Raw genomic sequence first — 16,444 nt, 5'->3', positions numbered from 1 at the left:
AAGCAGTATGAGTATGACAGAAACAATTAAACTATACGACAGGGATGCATATGCCACGGAGTTTGAGGCAGATATTATATCCTGCGAGCCGAACAAGGCAGATGATAAGCAGTTTGATATAATATTAAATCAGACTTTATTTTTCCCGGAAGAGGGCGGACAGAGCCCGGACATGGGAATACTTGGTGGCTACAGGGTCGTTGATGTGCAGATTAAGAATGGAGTCATTACTCATACGGTGGATATTTCCGCAGATGATTGCTGCGAGGCAGAAAAGGAAACTGGTAAGCAAATCACCGGCAATGAATTTGAGCCGGAGAAAGTGGAGCTTGCAGCAGGAGTCCATGTACAGGGCAAAATAGACTGGCAGCATCGTTTTTATAATATGCAGCAACACAGTGGAGAGCACATTTTTTCGGGAATTGTCCACCGCAGGTTTGGATTTGAGAATGTGGGCTTTCATCTGAGTGATTCTGTAGTGACAATGGATTTCAGTGGAGTGATTTCACCGGAGGATATAGCAGAGGTGGAGCATGAGGTAAATGTAGCCATTTCAAAAAATATTCCGATAGAGGTGACATATCCGTCAAGGGATGAGCTTGCGCAGCTGGAGTACAGAAGCAAAATCGAGATTGAAGGACAGGTCAGAATAGTGACAGTGCCGGGGTATGACGTGTGTGCATGCTGTGCGCCGCATGTGAAGCGCACCGGCGAGATTGGCATGCTTAAGGTTATGAATTATCAGAATTATAAAGGAGGCGTCAGAATCAGCATCCTTTGTGGTTTCAGGGCACTGGAGGCTTTCAGACAAAAGTGCGACATTATCTCAGAGCTAATGGGGATATTTACCACAAATCAGGAGGCTATTGTGGATAACGTCACAAAGCTTAAGGCAGTAAACCAGTCACTTAAGTCAGAGCTTGGCACTGCAAAGTCAGCGCTTTTGGATTATAAGGTTGCAGAGCTTCCTGCTGATACGGACAATGCAGTATTGTTTGAGGACGGCATTGATACGAATACAGCAAGAAATTGCGTCAATGGCCTTGTGGAGAAATATAGTGGCTTTAGTGCATTTTTTACAGGAAATGATGAGGCGGGCTATAGCTTTATTATCGGAAGCAAGAATGCAGACTGCAATACAGTTGCCGCAGCACTGAGAAATAAGCTGGGTGCCAGAGGCGGCGGTAAGCCGGTTATGGTGCAGGGCTCTGTCAAGGCAGCAAAGAGCGAGATTGAGGAAGTGTTAAAAGAGGTGCTTTGACTTTTTGAAAATATAGTTTGTGGGACGGATTAATAACACAAAAGCGGTTTCAGGACATTGCATCCTGAAACCGCTTTTATTGTAAAAATTATATCCAAAGATAATTATTTGTTAGATCTTTTCCAAATGTGCATCTTCTCAGCCTCTTTGATGAGCTCATCACGGAAATCAGGATGAGCAACTGAGATGATTGCCTCTGCTTTCTGCCATGTAGAAAGACCCTTTACATTTACCATACCATACTCTGTAACGATATAGTGAGTATTGGCTCTTGTGTCAGTAACGACAGAACCCTCTACAAGAGTAGGACGGATACGTGAGTGAACTACGCCCTGCTTGTCGGTGAAAGTTGAAGAGCAGCAGATAAAGCTCTTTCCACCGTTTGACATATAAGCACCGAGAACGAAATCAAGCTGTCCGCCGGCACCGCTGATGTGCTTTGTGCCTGAGGTCTCTGAGCTGATCTGTCCGAAGAGGTCAAGGTCTACACAGTTATTGATTGAGATGAAATTGTCAAGTGCGGCAATATTTTTGATATCATTTGTGTAGCTTACCGGGGCACTCATGAGCTCAGGATTCTCATCGAGGTAATCGTACATCTTCTTGGTTCCGGCACCGAAGCCGTAAGCCTGACGATAACGGTCGATGTTTTTCTTTGCTCCTGTGATTTTTCCGGCCTTTGCGATGTCAACGAATGCGTCAACGTACATCTCTGTGTGGACACCGAGATCCTTGAGGTCTGACTCAGCGATGAGTGAGCCTACTGCGTTTGGCATTCCGCCGATACCGAGCTGGAGACAGGCACCGTTTGGAATCTGGTCAACGATAAGCTCTGCAACCTTCTTGTCTACATCTGTTGCAGGACCACCGGCACCAAGCTCTCCGATTGCAGGGTTGTCACCCTCAACAATGTAAGAAACCTGTGAAATATGTACATTGGCTTCTGAACCGCCGTGACAGCGAGGCATGTTTTCATTGACCTCAACGATGATTTTCTTTGAAGTCTCGCATACAGCACCGAGGTGAGATGCGTTAGGACCAAAGTTGAAGTATCCGTGTGAATCCATCGGTGCAACCTGGAACATAGCGACATCGTCAGGTGTTGTTGAATCTCTATAATAACGAGGAAGCTCTGAGTAACGGATTGGTGAGTAGAAAGAACAGCCTCTCTTGATAAGCTTTCTCTCATAACCGCCCATATGCCATGAGTTCCATGTGAAGTGCTCGCCGGCATCCTCACGCTCGAAAATGGCAAGTGGCTTAAGCAAAATACCACCACGTACATTGACATCCTTAAGTTCATCAGTTCTTCTGGCAAGTGCCTTGTCGAGGGCATCAGGTGTGCCTGTGCACCAGCCGTAGTCAACCCAGTCGCCTGATTTGACAATCTTTACTGCCTCATCTGCTGAGACAAGTTTCTGCTTGTACTCTTCTAAAAAGCTCATAAAATCCTCCTTAGATACCTAAAATGATAGTAGCAAAATGCTACGTTAAAAAAATAACAAACCCTATAATCTCTATATTATCACTTTAGAGAGGATTTTACAAGTTGGTAAATGCTGGTAGAGACTTTTATATGACAGCCTTTGCTAGTCACCCTCCGGAAGCATCCATTCCTCAGCCTGCTTCTGGTAATCGGCCGCCTGGCTGCGCAGTGAATCAATCAGCTCCTTATCGCCTTTAAATACATTCCTTGATTTAGGAGGAAGCGAATCAAGCTTTTTCTGCTTCTCATCAGCCCATCTTGAGTAGCACTCAGACAGGGCATGAAGCGCCTTGCCACCGCCGCACTCCACATCGAGTACCGGCTTTGTCTCGAAGGCAGCGTTGTAATACCACAGGCTTGCCTCCTCATAGTCTGCCTTGTCGAAATAGTACGCACCGAGCTCACAGCACACCTCGCTGCAGCCATCAACTGCTACATTTTTTAGGGCAACAGAAAAAAATTTGTCGTAGTCGCCATTCATGCGATAGTAGCGTGATAGCACGCAGGTGGATTCGATGTCGGGGCTGTTGCGGTATTCACCCTGAAAATATGGCAGGGCATTGGTAAAATCCTCGGGGCTTCCGCATTTTAAAAGCTCCTTGGCATACATGGTCGCTATACTTTTTGGCAGGGTGCCGTTTTTTTCAAAGGAGCGCTTGAATATGGTGAAATCACGTTTGCCGTGAGTGCCCTGCGGCAGATGTTGTATACAGATATCGCTGTCATAGACTACAGGCTCTAAGCGCACAGTCTCGTGCACCGGATTAATCCATGTAAACGTGCGAAGCCTCTTGAACAGCTTCGGGCGATACTCTGAGGATGAATTTTGCACTGTGTTGAATTTGCTTGGAGTAATGTATTTCATCTGGACAATCTCAATTTCCGGCAGCAGCGCAGCCTTAAGCATCATGAAACGCCTGCGGTTGGTATCGTCGAGCACCTCGTCGGCATCAGGTGCATATATGTATTCCTGCGTAGCCTTGGAAAACGAAAAATTCCTGGCCGCAGCAAAATCATCGCACCATGAGAAATCATAGATTTTGTCCGTATATCGTGCAGCTATCTCCTTTGTGCTGTCCGTCGAGCCGGTGTCCACTATGATGATTTCATCCATCAGCCCTTTGAGACTGTTCAGGCATCGTTCGAGCACCTCTTCTTCATTTTTTACTATCATGCATAAGCTAATTGTAATCATATTTATCTCCATTTACCGGTCGGATGTTATAATTGTTACGATTATATTATAATATATATATCGGCATGTTTTGCAGAAATATTTGTGTATTGTAAATATTGCCGGGATTTCATATAATTAAAATGTAATGTCGACAGATAAACTTATTTCTAAAGGCTATAGAATTTCAGATAAACTATATAATCAGATTTTAGCAAGGAATAATGAAGTAATTTAGAAGAGGAACAAATATGGAAAATCATACAATTGTAACACTGAAAAAAGGCGAAGGACGCACTATAAAAGCAGGCGGCGCATGGATTTTTGACAATGAAATAGACACAATCACAGGCACCTTTACGAACGGAGACATTGTTGTGGTGCACGATTTCGACGGATATCCGATGGGGCGTGGCTTCATAAACCAGAATTCAAAAATCCGTATCAGAATGATGACAAGAAAAGCAGACCAACTGATTGATGACAATTTCCTCAGGATGAGAGTGCAAAATGCCTGGGATTATCGCAAGCAGGTGATGGCAGGAGGCAATGACAATGTGTCTGCAGCAGGTGAAACAGACACTGCAGGTGAGGCTTGTGTGGCAGGCATTGGTACAACCGGCAGACCTGATTTAAACTGCTGTCGTGTGATATTTGGCGAGGCTGATTTCCTGCCGGGTATTACAGTGGACAAATACGCAGATGTGCTTGTGGTGGAGTGTCTTGCACTTGGAATGGAGCAGTTTAAGGTGAAAATCGTTGAACTGTTAAAGGAAGTGCTGGCGGCGGACGGAATAAATATTCGTGGAGTATATGAGCGCAGTGATGCAAATGAGCGCAAAAAAGAAGGTCTTCCTAAGGTAAAAGGCTTTATAGGAGCCGAGTTTGACACAAATGTGGAGATAGTAGAAAACGCAGTTCACTATATGGTCGATGTGGAAAATGGACAGAAAACAGGCTTCTTCTTAGACCAGAAGTATAACAGGCTTGCTATGCAGCGTATCTGCAAGGGGAAAAGAGTGCTCGACTGCTTCACGCACATGGGCACATTTGCTCTCAATGCAGGAATTGCGGGGGCAAGTGAGGTTACAGGACTTGATATATCAGAGTATGCGGTTAAGCAGGCCACAGAAAATGCGAAGAGAAATAATCTCTCAGACACAGTGAAGTTTCGCGTTGCAAATGTGCTGGATGAGTTGCCACGGCTCGCTGCAGATGGTGAAAAATATGATGTAGTCATTCTGGATCCTCCGGCATTTACAAAGTCGCGTGAGGCTACCAAAAATGCGATAAAGGGCTACCGCGAGATTAACATGAAGGGACTTAAGCTTGTTAAGGATGGTGGATTTCTGGCTACCTGCTCATGCTCTCATTTCATGACGCAGGAGCTGCTTGCAAAAACGGTCAAGGAAGCGGCAAAGGCAACTCACAAGAGGCTGCGCCAGGTGGAGTTCCGCACACAGGGACCGGATCATCCGATACTGTGGGCCAACTCAGCTAATGTACCGGAGTCGTATTATCTTAAGTTTTTCATTTTCCAGGTCGTTGATGAGAAGTAGATGACAGAAAGTGACGGAAATGCTTGATTTACAAGGGCTGGAAGGTCTTTAGTGATTAGCTTGCAAACCTTGTAAAGTATCGCAAAATATCGTATCACAGTGGTATAAAGTGGTAAGAAAAATGGTAAGTCTGAGTGGCAAGCACCTGAAATGCAATGGGGGGGGTAAATTGGAATGACAATGACACCGGAGACGGTTATGTGTTCGCTTTTCATAATACGGAAATTTGTAGTATAGATGTAGCGTTTTGTGGTATACTATAGAAGAACAAATACCTTTCTGTGAAAGGGAAAGGATACGCGTATGACAGTTGATAGAAGAGTAAGCAGTATTGAATCCAGCTTCAAAATGGAAAGCATGCCATTTGATGCAGAATGTCGTCAAAGAGTAAGAAATGTCTTAACCAAGAAAGTTTCTGCTACAGATGCAATTTCAGAATTAAATAAGAAATACAGAGTATCCAAGAAGAAGGTTGAAGGATCAAGAGTATGATTATTGGTTTATATGTGGGCTACAAGGGTGCAACCATTGCCCGGTTAGTGGCGGCTTGCCACTAAGTACTGGGTATTACCTGGCGAAATAGCCGCAGGTTTGAAATAGCGGCTTTGCTGAAAAAAGAGAATACAAAGACCTGCCTGGAAGAAACCTCGTAAAGTATCGCAAAATATCGTATCACATTGGTATAAAGTGGTAAGAAAATAAGAGACGGCAAATCGTCAACAAGTTGTTGGCAATTTGCCGCCTTTAGTTGTATGTTGGAGTTATTCCACAGTAAACAACCGAACTTTAGCAGTTATTTGTGATTCAGAGAGTTCATATTTAAGTGAACCATTGTAATAATGAACCGTTTCTTTAACAATTGCTAATCCAAGTCCGTGATTTATACTATCAGCTTTTGTGGTTGAAGAGAATTTACTGATATCTATAGGTGCGGATATATTATTAACAACGTCTATGAGCAAAACAGAAGCTTCCAGATATATGTTTAACCAGACGGTACTAAAATTATTCTTGGCACTGTATTCAAGAGCATTATCCAGAAGATTGTTCAATATACTGCATAAATCATAGTCGTTAACGGTGAGATTGTTTCTTATAGCCCCCTTAGATATGATTTTTATGTCAGGATATTCTGCCTGCTTTTGCATAATAATAGCATTTACAAGAACATTTCCAGTATCAATTATGGAAGGCGTTTTATTTAAAGTGTGCTTTTTAAGAGAATCGATATAGTTTAATGCTTCTTTATAGTTTTCGGATTCCAGTAACTGGGATAAAACATTAACTTGATTTTTGATATCGTGTTTTAGTTTGCGAATTTCTAAGTTTTTCTCTTTGGTTTCGTTATAATAATGCTTTAAAATATTTACATACTGAGTTTGTTTCTGTAGATTTTCATAATTTATATTTCTTTCGGATAAAGAGATAATGTAAGCTAGTATAATTCCTGATGATACAATGCACAGTAAGGCAAATGAATACAAAAAGTAACTATTAATCAGATTCTGGTATAGCTGTGAAATTGATAATATAATACATATAGTACCTGTATATCCGCATATAAAAATTTTATTTTTTAAAGATAAGGAAAAGTGGTATTTTTTCCTGATTTTTATAAAAAGAGCAATTGCCAGCATCAGGATTACTATGGTTTTTATTATATTTTTTTCTTTAACCGTATTCATGCCAACAAATATTGGAAAACCTAAGATTAAATCGCAAATAAGAGCAAGAGCCTGATAGAGTAATGAATCCAAAATATATACAAGGACAAATGAAACGATTTTATTGTACCATTTGTCTGTTAATAAGATAAATACTAACAGCATTTCAAGAAAAAAATCAATAAGTGGAGAAGCTATATTTGGTAGAACGTATAGTAATACAACAGAGAAAAAGAAAATAACAGCACATGTATAAAATTTATATAATGAGGTTTTTATTGTATCTGAGTACAATAAAAAAATAAGTAAAAATTCTATTACGATATCGAAAATTACGGTGTTCAATTGTTCCATATGCTCTCTGCCTTTTCATAAATATTTTGTGCGATCTTAGTCTGAACCTGTTTCTTACGTCTTCGCGCAAGTGGAACAGTAGTATCAGTAGTAAGAATAAGTTCATCAGAATTTAACTTTTTTATGTAATATGAGTTTACGATATATGATTTATGTACTCTTATAAGGGTATCGTTTGTAATGATTTTTTCCAGATCATTCAGTCCTTTTCTGATAAGATGACTGGTTGAGTCACTCATATAAATTGTGGTATAGCTGCCATTTGCCTTCATATAGGTAATATCACGATATGAAAGAGTGATATTATCATTAATTGAGTCTGGAAGAGTCAGATATTTTGCAGCTATTGTTTTATTTATAGTTTTCTTTAGAGTCTTGTTGAAATTCGTTTGATTGATAGGTTTTGTGATAAATCCGTATACATTTTTACCAAAAGAATCGTAGACTATTTCGTTATGACTGGTAATAAAAATAATAATGGTATTTTTGTTTGAAGCTTCAAACTGTTCTTTAATTGACTGTCCGGAAGTGCCTGGCAATTCTTCGTCTAGTAACAAAATATCAATATTGCTCTGGTATTTAAGTACATCTTCGCCAGATGAAAATATATGGTATTCAAAATTAAAATTTATATCGTTCTCCAAAAGTTTACAACAATTAAGAATTTGATTCTGCCAGTATTTTTCATCATCACAAATGGCAATAGCATATTTTGTAGGGCTCATAGTGTTCCTCTTTTATAATTATGACCGTTAATAACAATTTCAAACCGATAATAACAATTTCAAACCGATAATAACATATATGTTGCTTGTAGACAATCCCTTGGTGAATAATAAGATTGTCACAAAGGAGGCGAAACATAATGGTTACGTATGGATTGGAAAATCTGGCACAGTGGATATGGACATTTTTTAATAAGAGATAAGAAATGGGTAATTATAATATTTAAATGGGAAAGAATATTTAGTTTAGTAGGTAGTGATTTTGTATGTAACAGCTTTTACATAGAGTCAGAAGTGGTTGCAAACACTTCTGACAACAATACTATAAAAAATCAGAAAGGAAGTGAATTATGAATAGCATAAATATTTATGAAAACAAAACACTGAAACTCCAAAACGTCATAGTCCGTAGGCTTGATCTTGAATCAGATGATCAAAATCTTTTTGATTCTGAAATTAACAAAATAAGTACATACATACAGACGCATGGAGCAAACCAGATCGGACCGTTAATTCAATATTCAAAGGTTGAGCTGGATGAAAATAATGAGCCTGATATCAACATGCAGTTTATGCTCCAGGCGAACAACTTTATCCACAACGTAGAGCAGCCATATAGGATGGAGTCTCTGCTGCGTGTAAAAAACTGTCTGTATGCCAGATATAACGGACCGGATGATAAGCTGAAGTTCGCTTATGATAAGCTTGGGGTGTATGCATTTGAGAATGATATTGAGTTGGATGGCTGCAATTATACGATCTACGTGGACAGAAACGAAGAAGAAGAGACAATGGTTGCAGATGTATTCATGCCTGTAAAGGAATAAAAGTGTTATGAGCAGAAGAGGATGTAATCATGATTTACATAAAGTTATGTCTGATTGCAAACAGACATGGCAGAAAAATATTGTTTAGAAGAAAGAAACAGGAGGACACAAAATGGAATTATGTTACGATGGAGCACTGGTGCTCCCAAGCAGTTATGCTGTAATGGATGAAGAGGAAATGACATATTTAGAAGGTGGTAAGGAAATTGCAAATCTTAGCAAAAAGCAATGCATAAATGGACTTTGTGCAATTGGATTATCTCCACAAGTGGCAATTGCAGGAGCTTTGACGTATACGTTAGCTAAATGTCTGATTAATAAGGTAAGTAAATTTGGCGGGTTAGCAACTGCTGTTGTTGCAGGTATACTTACATGGGCAGCAGGACAGGTTATAGCGTTTGGAAAGGGCTTGGCTAGAGGAGCACTAAATAATGGGGTGAGAGTGTCATGGAACTGGAATCCTTTTAAGGAGGCTGTTGGAATAGGAATTACGGTAAAATACTAATTGTCGTGAGAGCACTTGTACTGTGTTTTATAAATGAAATTGGAGATGGATAGAAGTGTTGGGAATGATATTAATAATATCAGACGTAGTCTATTATGCAGGAATATTTATATTATATAAACTTATTTGTGAAGATGATTTTAACTATTTAGTGCTTATATCGTTTATTTTTCTACTGGTAGGACTTTTAGGAGCATCAGTATCAAATTTCCTTAAAGACAAAGAATATATTTCATTACACAGTAAGTGCGTAGAGGTAAATGTAATAATTAAACAGCTCTTGATAGGAATATCATTTATTGGTGCACAAATTGATAGTGTTGTGTTTAAGTATGCTCTTATTGGTTTTAGTATGATTGGGATAATAGTAACAATTCTGATTTGTAAAGAGTTATATGGAAAGCATATAAAGTTGATAGATTTCATTGATACGTACGAAAAAGCAGATGATTGCCGTATAAAGGAAATGAATAAATGGCTATTGGCAAATGGAATTATTACGTGTATGTTTATGAACACAACTAATACAAAAACAGAATACGCGTTAATGTGTATAATCATTTTGATATATATGATTTTGTTTATAAGGTACAATAATGATAGAATAGGAGGCGTTAATTGTGCAATTGCTGTAATATTTGAATTTATTATAGTATTATCAGTGTTGTATGAATGGAATCTAATAACATGTGCTATTTTTGGATATTATTATCTTTGGATGATAAAAATAAGGAAAAATATGTGATATGGTGATTTTTATATCATGTATTTTAGTATATGTTCGGTGTGCAGATACTAATATCTACACATCGAATATAGGAGAGGAGAGCTGGATGGCTGCAATTATACGATCTACGTAGACAGAAACGAAGAAGAAGAGACAATGGTTGCAGATGTATTCATGCCTGTAAAGGAATAAAAGCGTTATGAGCAGAAGCGTTAAGAGTTTAGATGAAATAAGGGAATCAAGAATACTGTTTGATAAGAATCCACCGGCATTCGGCTATATACTTATAACAGTTGTAGCCGTTTTTCTTATTGTGGCAGTAGTATGGAGTATAAAAACACCAAAGGTGTATACCATACAGGCACAGGGTACTGTGACGAATGATGAGTCAAATTATGTCATGTGCAGCTATACGGGAGAGCTTCTTGACAGCAACATGGAAGAGGGCGCACTTGTGGAAGCCGGGGATGTGCTTTTTACAATTAAAAGCACTGATTATGATCTGCAGCAGACACAGCTTGAAGACAACAGAAAATCATATGAAGAACAGATATCACAGTATAGTCTTCTTATAAAATCAATAAAAGACGATACCAATTATTTTGACGAGACAAAAGCGGATGACGGTCTGTACTGGAGCCTTTTTGAAACCTACAAATCACAGGTGGAACAGAATAAGGTTGATGTGTCAACGTATCAGGCATATGGATATACTGATGAGCAGATACAGGCACAGCTTGAAACTAATCAGGGTAAGATTGATGAAGTATATTATTCTGCCATACAATCTGCCGAGACAAAGATTGAAGAGGCGAATCTGCAAATTGCATCAATAGATGCACAGCTTGCAGCGGTGACAAGTGGGCAGGATGCTTATGAGGTAAAAGCTACCACATCAGGAGTTCTGCATATGCTGGGAAATTATAAGAGTGGAATGGTTGTACAGACAACGACAACTGTGGCAACAATCACACCGGAAAATTCGCAGAGATATCTCGAAGCATATGTTTCCACATCTGATATGGCCAGAATGCATGAGGGAGACAGAGTGCAGGTGGTTATGGACGGTCTGTCACAGAATGTCTATGGGACGATAAGCGGAAGCGTATCACGGATAGACAGCAATGTCACTACACAGGAAGGGCAGGATGGAGCGACAAGCCGGGCGTTTAAAGTGATGATAGTGCTAGACCAGGATTATGTGCTGAGCCGTGAGGGAGACAAGGTAGACGTGACTAACGGTATGACGGCGGCTGCAAGGATACAGTATGATAAAGTCACATATTTTAACTATGTGCTTGAGAAACTCGGAATAAAAACCGGAAAATGACATGGGATAAGGTTATGAAGTTAAGAAACAGAATCAGAATATTTGCTGTTATATTTATACTGGCTTTGGGTATGGAGTACTTACCGATGGCTGTATATGCTGCAGAAGTGACAGCGGAAGAAAGCGATATGGCAAATGATGCAGAACCGGATATGGATGAAACCCCGGAAACGGACAATGCATCAGAAACGGCCAATGCATCGGAAACGGACAAGGAAGACAAAACAGACGTACATGATATGGAACAGAATATACCGGTAACAGATATCGAGATATCAGATCATGAGGAGGAAGTGGAAGTAGGAAAGACAATAAACCTTACAGCCACAGCACTTCCGGCGAATGCCACGGAAAGCACGATAACCTTCCGTTCATCTGATATAAATATAGCAACTGTGACTTCTGGAGGTGAAGTAAAGGGTATCTCAAAAGGATATGTTACCATATATGTATCTGCCGGAAGTGTAATAAAAGAGGTAAGTCTGACAGTAAAAGTAAAAACCACTGGAATAAATATAAATAAAGAATATCTCGTAATGAAGCCGGGAACGGCATTTAAACTGAGCGTATCTGTGTTTCCGGCAGAGGCAGAGCAGGCGGTTTCATACAAATCAACCAACACATCAGTTGCAGCAGTATCAGGCAGTGGTGTGGTAACGGCAAAACAGACAGGTTCAGCTACAATAATAGTTTCAAATGGGGATTTGTCGGGCGCAGTGTCGGTAATCGTAAACAGAGATACGGAAAGTTCTGTGGCTGAACCGGCAGCAGATAGTACAGAAGCAGAAAACACAAGTGAACAGATATTTGATGAAAATACGGATGTATCCGAAACGCCTGTAATAAGTGAGCAGATGCTATATGAACTGTACGCAGCAGGCAGATCAATGAAAGTGACCGGAGACGGCTACAGCATCATAATAGACGGAAAGAAGATAGTAAATTATAAAAATGAACTTAATACGGATATAGAACTCGAAAGGGCAGGGGACTGCATAAAATTCAATCTCAACGATGGAGAGTATCTGTGCGGAGAAGTGACACTGCACATAGATGATGTAAAAGGAAAATATCTGTATCTATATAATAACGTAAAGCATAAATACGAACTTGTGAGTACAGAAGACATGAGCGGGCTTAATTTAAGCACACCAGGAAAGTATATGATCACGGCAAAGCCCATCAGAGAGGGCAACGCAGCGGTCAGATATATACTGATTGCAGGTGGAATCGGCATAATTGCAGGAATTGCTGTGTATGTGGCGGTAAAGAGAAGATACTGGTTCTGGTAAAGGTGTATGTAATCATGATTTACATAAAGTCATGCCCAGTTGCAAACAGACATGGCAGAAAAATAATGTTTAGAAGAGAAAATTAATATATAGCGAACAGGAAGGGACACAATGCGATACACATTTATAAAGCAGCATGATGCAACAGACTGTGCAGCGGCATGCATGGGTATGGTCTGTCTGCATTACAGAAAAGAAACCACAATAACGAAATTAAGGGATCTTATGGGAACTGACCTGAAAGGGACAAATCTCATAGGTCTGTCAAAATGTGCAGAGCAGCTTGGATTTAACTGCCAGGCGGTTAAGGTTGACAGGGAAGGCTTCCTTAGCAGATATACACTTCCGGCGATTGCAAATGTTATTACTAAAGAGGGAATGTCGCATTTTGTTGTTGTTTTCAGGATAACGAAAAAGTATGTGATAGTGGGAGATCCGGCGAAGGATATAGAGAGAATTTCAATAGATGATTTCTATAAGAAATTTACAGGTGCGATGCTGCTGTTAAAACCAAACAGCGAATTTGAACGTGAGAAGATTAAGGGAACAAAGCTATTTGACAGGTACATAAAGCTGCTTCTTCCACAGAAAAAGCTTTTTATATATGCACTTGTGGCATCACTTCTTGTAACTCTTCTTGGGATTTTATCATCACTTTTCAACAACATAATATATGATGAGATACTGCCTTACCGGCAGAAGGATGTTTTAAAGATCATGCTTGCAGTATTCCTAGGAATTTCACTGACCTCGACATTTGTCAGCTTTGTAAGACAGTGGATACTTATGCACCTGTCAATAAAGATAGATATTCCGCTTATGCTGGGATATTTTGAACACATATACAAGCTGCCGATGAAATTCTTTGCAAGCCGTAAAACAGGTGACATTACGACACGTTTCTCAGATGCATTTACCATAAAGGATATTTTTACAAATATAGCATTATCGCTTATCATGGATATATCAATGGCTCTTATCACAGGTGTGATACTGTTTCAGATGAACCCAAAGCTTTTTGCGATAATTGTAATGATGACAATCATAAGTATAGTGCTGGTATTTATATTTAAACAGCCTTATAAGAAGATAAATGAGGAGCAGATGCAGCAGTCATCAATACTCAATTCAGAGATAATAGAAGGATTGCGCGCGGTTGAGACAATAAAAGGAAATGCGAACGAGGACATCGAACTGGAAAGTATAGAACGCGAATACATAAAGTCACTTAGGATAAGTTATAAAGAGGGAATGCTTTCAAATGTGCAGGGAACCATATCAAGTGTCATATCAGGAGCAGGGAATCTCGTAATGCTGTATGTCGGCATTATGCAGGTGATAAACAATAGCCTGACACTTGGAAGTTATATGGCGTTTATGACTCTGGCGGGATATTTCATGGATCCAATCGGCAATCTTGTAAGTCTGCAGCTTTCAATACAGGAGGCAAACATTTCCATGAAGAGACTGTCTGAGATCATGGATTATGAAAGAGAGCAGCAGAGTGAAAGACAGTATCAGGAAATAACACAGATTGATGGTGATATAAAGCTTAATCATGTCACATTCGGCTATGGAAACCGAAAACCTGCGCTGGATGATGTGAGTTTTACGATAGAAAAAGGGCAGAAAGTTGCACTTGTAGGCGCAAGCGGAAGCGGAAAGTCTACGATAGCTAAGATGCTGCTTAAATATTATGAGCCACAGTCTGGTGACATAACAATAGATGGCATGGATATCTCGGAATACAGAAATGACGATATCCGGCGTGCTGTATCCTATGTACCGCAGAACATAGAGCTTTTTTCAAAAAGCATATATGATAATATAAGGGTTACAAGACAGAGTGCGACTCTTGATGAGGTCAGGGAGGCAGCAAAAGCGGCCGATGCACATGAATTTATCAAGAGACTTCCGATGCAGTATTACACATATCTCGAAGAAGCCGGAAATGGACTAAGCGGTGGTGAAAAACAGCGAATTGCGCTTGCAAGGGCATTTCTAAAGGAAAACCAGTTTTATATCATGGATGAATCCACCAGCAATCTGGATTTTGCAACAGAAAATATCATTTTTGATATGATATACAATAAATTCAGAAAAAAGACCATGCTTATAATAGCACACAGGCTGGCAACAGTAAAAAACTGTGACAAAATAATAGTCATGGACAAAGGAAAGATAATAGAACAGGGAACACATAAGGAACTGCTGGAAAAGAAAGGGCAGTATTACAGACTATGGGAGATGCAGCAGGGAAATTTTGTTATCAGGCAGGACGAAAGCGTGGATAAGGAGAATGAAACAGAGCCGGATGATGGCGAAGTGATGAGCTACACTTAGCGATTATAATTTTGTATGTAATGATCATTTACATAAAGTCGTGCCTGGTTGCAAACAGGAATGACAGAAACATTAAAACAAATAGAAAAGGAGGTACACATATATGGATATGTGTTATGATGGAGCACTGGTGCTCCCAAGCAGTTATGCTGTAATGGATGAAGAGGAAATGTGCTATACGGAAGGAGGGTGGAGTGGACGTCAAGTGCTTAAGAATGTATGTGGAATTCTTGCAGTATTTTCATTAGGTTATGCAGGGGCTGCATTTAGACATTTTGTTGAAAAAAATAAGGGATTATCATATGGAAGAATGTTGAGTAAAGCAGGTGGAACTTTATTGAGATTTATCAAAGCGGTTCCATGGCAGGTAAAGGTGGCTATAGGAGTATGCACAGCAGCAACTCTGTATGCATTAGGATCATACGATTTATTTTAAAATATTGTATGTTTATAAGGCAATAAATATTTAAGGATAGACAGAAAATGAAAAGTAGTCTCAATAAATTATTTTATATGAGACTACTTTTGTACAAAACAACAATGAAAAAAATATATAAAGTTACGATAATGGTATATGCCATAATATTTATAATAGGATATCTTGGTGGGTTTAAATACATGAATATTGTATTAAACCATTATATAGAATATAGCGACTATATAATGTATGCTTTAATCTTTTTTTTATCAATAGGTATATTTTACCCATTTTTGAGGGAAGGATTTAAAACCTTTGATAAAGAGATTTTAAATGAAATTAGTACAGTATTTTTAATAATAGCATTTTTGTCAGTATTAATTCAAGTTTTGCTGGGAGAAGGAGAAGAGAAGGCGTTATCGGCTAGTGTTATAATTAAAATTATAATATTTTCACCAGTAATAGAAGAATTATTTAATAGATGTGCAGTTATTACTATTCTAAAAACTATATTAAAGGCAGATAATGTTGCTTATATGTTAATAAGTGCAGTTATATTTGCAATGTTTCACATAAATAGCTTAAAACAGAGTGGATTTATGCCGGAAATAAGCAATTTATTAATATATTTCATACTTGGAATGGGATGTGCATATGTATATTTACGCACTAATAATATCGTATCAGCAATCGTACTGCATATGTTTTGGAATGTGTCTATAGTTGGTGGGATAATAAGTGGCATTGCACATAGATGATGTAAAAGAAAGGAACAAATC

At 39.2% G+C, this 16,444-nt stretch carries 15 protein-coding genes; 11 read left to right on the top strand and 4 right to left on the bottom strand.

Annotation, left to right across the window (positions count from 1 at the left end; translation table 11 throughout):
* Window positions 1-7: 7 nt before the first annotated feature.
* Window positions 8-1,261 (top strand): alanyl-tRNA editing protein, encoded by a 1,254-nt coding sequence (locus EUBREC_RS13815; protein WP_012743831.1) that lies wholly within the window; start codon window positions 8-10, stop codon window positions 1,259-1,261.
* A 104-nt stretch (window positions 1,262-1,365) separates the two neighbouring features.
* Here EUBREC_RS13815 and EUBREC_RS13810 read toward each other — a convergent pair whose 3' ends face one another.
* The gene (locus EUBREC_RS13810) at window positions 1,366-2,706 is read right to left on the bottom strand and encodes a butyryl-CoA:acetate CoA-transferase (RefSeq protein ID WP_012743830.1); all 1,341 of its coding nucleotides are present in this window, start codon (window positions 2,704-2,706) and stop codon (window positions 1,366-1,368) included.
* 144 nt (window positions 2,707-2,850) lie between these two features.
* The gene (locus EUBREC_RS13805; RefSeq protein WP_041254252.1) at window positions 2,851-3,942 is read right to left on the bottom strand and encodes a glycosyltransferase family 2 protein; all 1,092 of its coding nucleotides are present in this window, start codon (window positions 3,940-3,942) and stop codon (window positions 2,851-2,853) included.
* A gap of 230 nt (window positions 3,943-4,172) precedes the next feature.
* Here EUBREC_RS13805 and EUBREC_RS13800 point away from each other — a divergent pair, with 230 nt between their 5' ends.
* Window positions 4,173-5,480 (top strand): class I SAM-dependent rRNA methyltransferase, encoded by a 1,308-nt coding sequence (locus EUBREC_RS13800; protein ID WP_012743828.1) that lies wholly within the window; start codon window positions 4,173-4,175, stop codon window positions 5,478-5,480.
* Window positions 5,481-5,783: 303 nt separating this feature from the next.
* Window positions 5,784-5,972 (top strand): hypothetical protein, encoded by a 189-nt coding sequence (locus tag EUBREC_RS13795; RefSeq protein ID WP_012743827.1) that lies wholly within the window; start codon window positions 5,784-5,786, stop codon window positions 5,970-5,972.
* 269 nt (window positions 5,973-6,241) lie between these two features.
* On the opposite strand, the gene EUBREC_RS13790 is transcribed toward EUBREC_RS13795, so the two are convergent.
* Window positions 6,242-7,498: a sensor histidine kinase gene (locus EUBREC_RS13790; protein WP_012743826.1), complete on the bottom strand. Its 1,257-nt coding sequence runs from the start codon at window positions 7,496-7,498 to the stop codon at window positions 6,242-6,244.
* Window positions 7,486-8,223 carry a LytR/AlgR family response regulator transcription factor gene (locus tag EUBREC_RS13785; RefSeq protein WP_012743825.1) on the bottom strand — a complete coding sequence of 246 codons (738 nt, stop codon included), beginning with the start codon at window positions 8,221-8,223 and terminating at the stop codon, window positions 7,486-7,488. Before EUBREC_RS13785 ends, EUBREC_RS13790 begins: the two co-directional genes overlap by 13 nt.
* A gap of 350 nt (window positions 8,224-8,573) precedes the next feature.
* Here EUBREC_RS13785 and EUBREC_RS13775 point away from each other — a divergent pair, with 350 nt between their 5' ends.
* The 8 genes from EUBREC_RS13775 to EUBREC_RS13740 all read left to right on the top strand — a co-directional run bounded on the left by EUBREC_RS13775 (window position 8,574) and on the right by EUBREC_RS13740 (window position 16,423).
* Window positions 8,574-9,050 carry a GyrI-like domain-containing protein gene (locus EUBREC_RS13775; RefSeq protein WP_012743823.1) on the top strand — a complete coding sequence of 159 codons (477 nt, stop codon included), beginning with the start codon at window positions 8,574-8,576 and terminating at the stop codon, window positions 9,048-9,050.
* Between the two features lie 112 nt (window positions 9,051-9,162).
* Entirely contained in the window at window positions 9,163-9,555 is a 393-nt protein-coding gene (locus tag EUBREC_RS13770) for a hypothetical protein (protein ID WP_012743821.1), read from the top strand.
* A gap of 64 nt (window positions 9,556-9,619) precedes the next feature.
* A complete protein-coding gene (locus tag EUBREC_RS13765; RefSeq protein WP_012743820.1) occupies window positions 9,620-10,300 on the top strand; it encodes a hypothetical protein in 681 nt (226 codons plus the stop codon).
* A 181-nt stretch (window positions 10,301-10,481) separates the two neighbouring features.
* Entirely contained in the window at window positions 10,482-11,612 is a 1,131-nt protein-coding gene (locus EUBREC_RS13760; protein ID WP_012743819.1) for an HlyD family secretion protein, read from the top strand.
* 14 nt (window positions 11,613-11,626) lie between these two features.
* Window positions 11,627-12,904, top strand: a complete 1,278-nt coding sequence (locus EUBREC_RS13755; RefSeq protein ID WP_306718523.1) for an Ig-like domain-containing protein — start codon at window positions 11,627-11,629, stop codon at window positions 12,902-12,904.
* 111 nt (window positions 12,905-13,015) lie between these two features.
* Entirely contained in the window at window positions 13,016-15,247 is a 2,232-nt protein-coding gene (locus EUBREC_RS13750) for a peptidase domain-containing ABC transporter (RefSeq protein ID WP_012743817.1), read from the top strand.
* A gap of 103 nt (window positions 15,248-15,350) precedes the next feature.
* On the top strand, window positions 15,351-15,683 hold the full coding sequence (locus EUBREC_RS13745; RefSeq protein ID WP_012743816.1) for a hypothetical protein: 333 nt from the start codon (window positions 15,351-15,353) through the stop codon (window positions 15,681-15,683).
* 89 nt (window positions 15,684-15,772) lie between these two features.
* The gene (locus tag EUBREC_RS13740) at window positions 15,773-16,423 is read left to right on the top strand and encodes a CPBP family intramembrane glutamic endopeptidase (RefSeq protein ID WP_167527331.1); all 651 of its coding nucleotides are present in this window, start codon (window positions 15,773-15,775) and stop codon (window positions 16,421-16,423) included.
* The last annotated feature ends 21 nt before the right edge of the window (window positions 16,424-16,444 follow it).

The sequence above is a fragment of the Agathobacter rectalis ATCC 33656 genome, from assembly GCF_000020605.1.
Classification (GTDB): domain Bacteria; phylum Bacillota; class Clostridia; order Lachnospirales; family Lachnospiraceae; genus Roseburia; species Roseburia rectalis.
Note: the sequence above shows the minus strand (reverse complement) of the source record. Positions and strands in the feature narration are given on the sequence as shown.

Bases quoted from the DNA above. Each gene is read 5' to 3' on its own strand.
- EUBREC_RS13765 (WP_012743820.1), top strand. From the start codon at position 9,620: ATGATATTAATAATATCAGACGTAGTCTATTATGCAGGAATATTTATA.
- EUBREC_RS13760 (WP_012743819.1), top strand. From the start codon at position 10,482: ATGAGCAGAAGCGTTAAGAGTTTAGATGAAATAAGGGAATCAAGAATA.
- EUBREC_RS13790 (WP_012743826.1), bottom strand. From the start codon at position 7,498: ATGGAACAATTGAACACCGTAATTTTCGATATCGTAATAGAATTTTTA.
- EUBREC_RS13805 (WP_041254252.1), bottom strand. From the start codon at position 3,942: ATGATTACAATTAGCTTATGCATGATAGTAAAAAATGAAGAAGAGGTG.
- EUBREC_RS13755 (WP_306718523.1), top strand. From the start codon at position 11,627: ATGAAGTTAAGAAACAGAATCAGAATATTTGCTGTTATATTTATACTG.
- EUBREC_RS13795 (WP_012743827.1), top strand. From the start codon at position 5,784: ATGACAGTTGATAGAAGAGTAAGCAGTATTGAATCCAGCTTCAAAATG.
- EUBREC_RS13775 (WP_012743823.1), top strand. From the start codon at position 8,574: ATGAATAGCATAAATATTTATGAAAACAAAACACTGAAACTCCAAAAC.
- EUBREC_RS13800 (WP_012743828.1), top strand. From the start codon at position 4,173: ATGGAAAATCATACAATTGTAACACTGAAAAAAGGCGAAGGACGCACT.
- EUBREC_RS13745 (WP_012743816.1), top strand. From the start codon at position 15,351: ATGGATATGTGTTATGATGGAGCACTGGTGCTCCCAAGCAGTTATGCT.
- EUBREC_RS13810 (WP_012743830.1), bottom strand. From the start codon at position 2,706: ATGAGCTTTTTAGAAGAGTACAAGCAGAAACTTGTCTCAGCAGATGAG.
- EUBREC_RS13770 (WP_012743821.1), top strand. From the start codon at position 9,163: ATGGAATTATGTTACGATGGAGCACTGGTGCTCCCAAGCAGTTATGCT.
- EUBREC_RS13815 (WP_012743831.1), top strand. From the start codon at position 8: ATGAGTATGACAGAAACAATTAAACTATACGACAGGGATGCATATGCC.
- EUBREC_RS13785 (WP_012743825.1), bottom strand. From the start codon at position 8,223: ATGAGCCCTACAAAATATGCTATTGCCATTTGTGATGATGAAAAATAC.
- EUBREC_RS13750 (WP_012743817.1), top strand. From the start codon at position 13,016: ATGCGATACACATTTATAAAGCAGCATGATGCAACAGACTGTGCAGCG.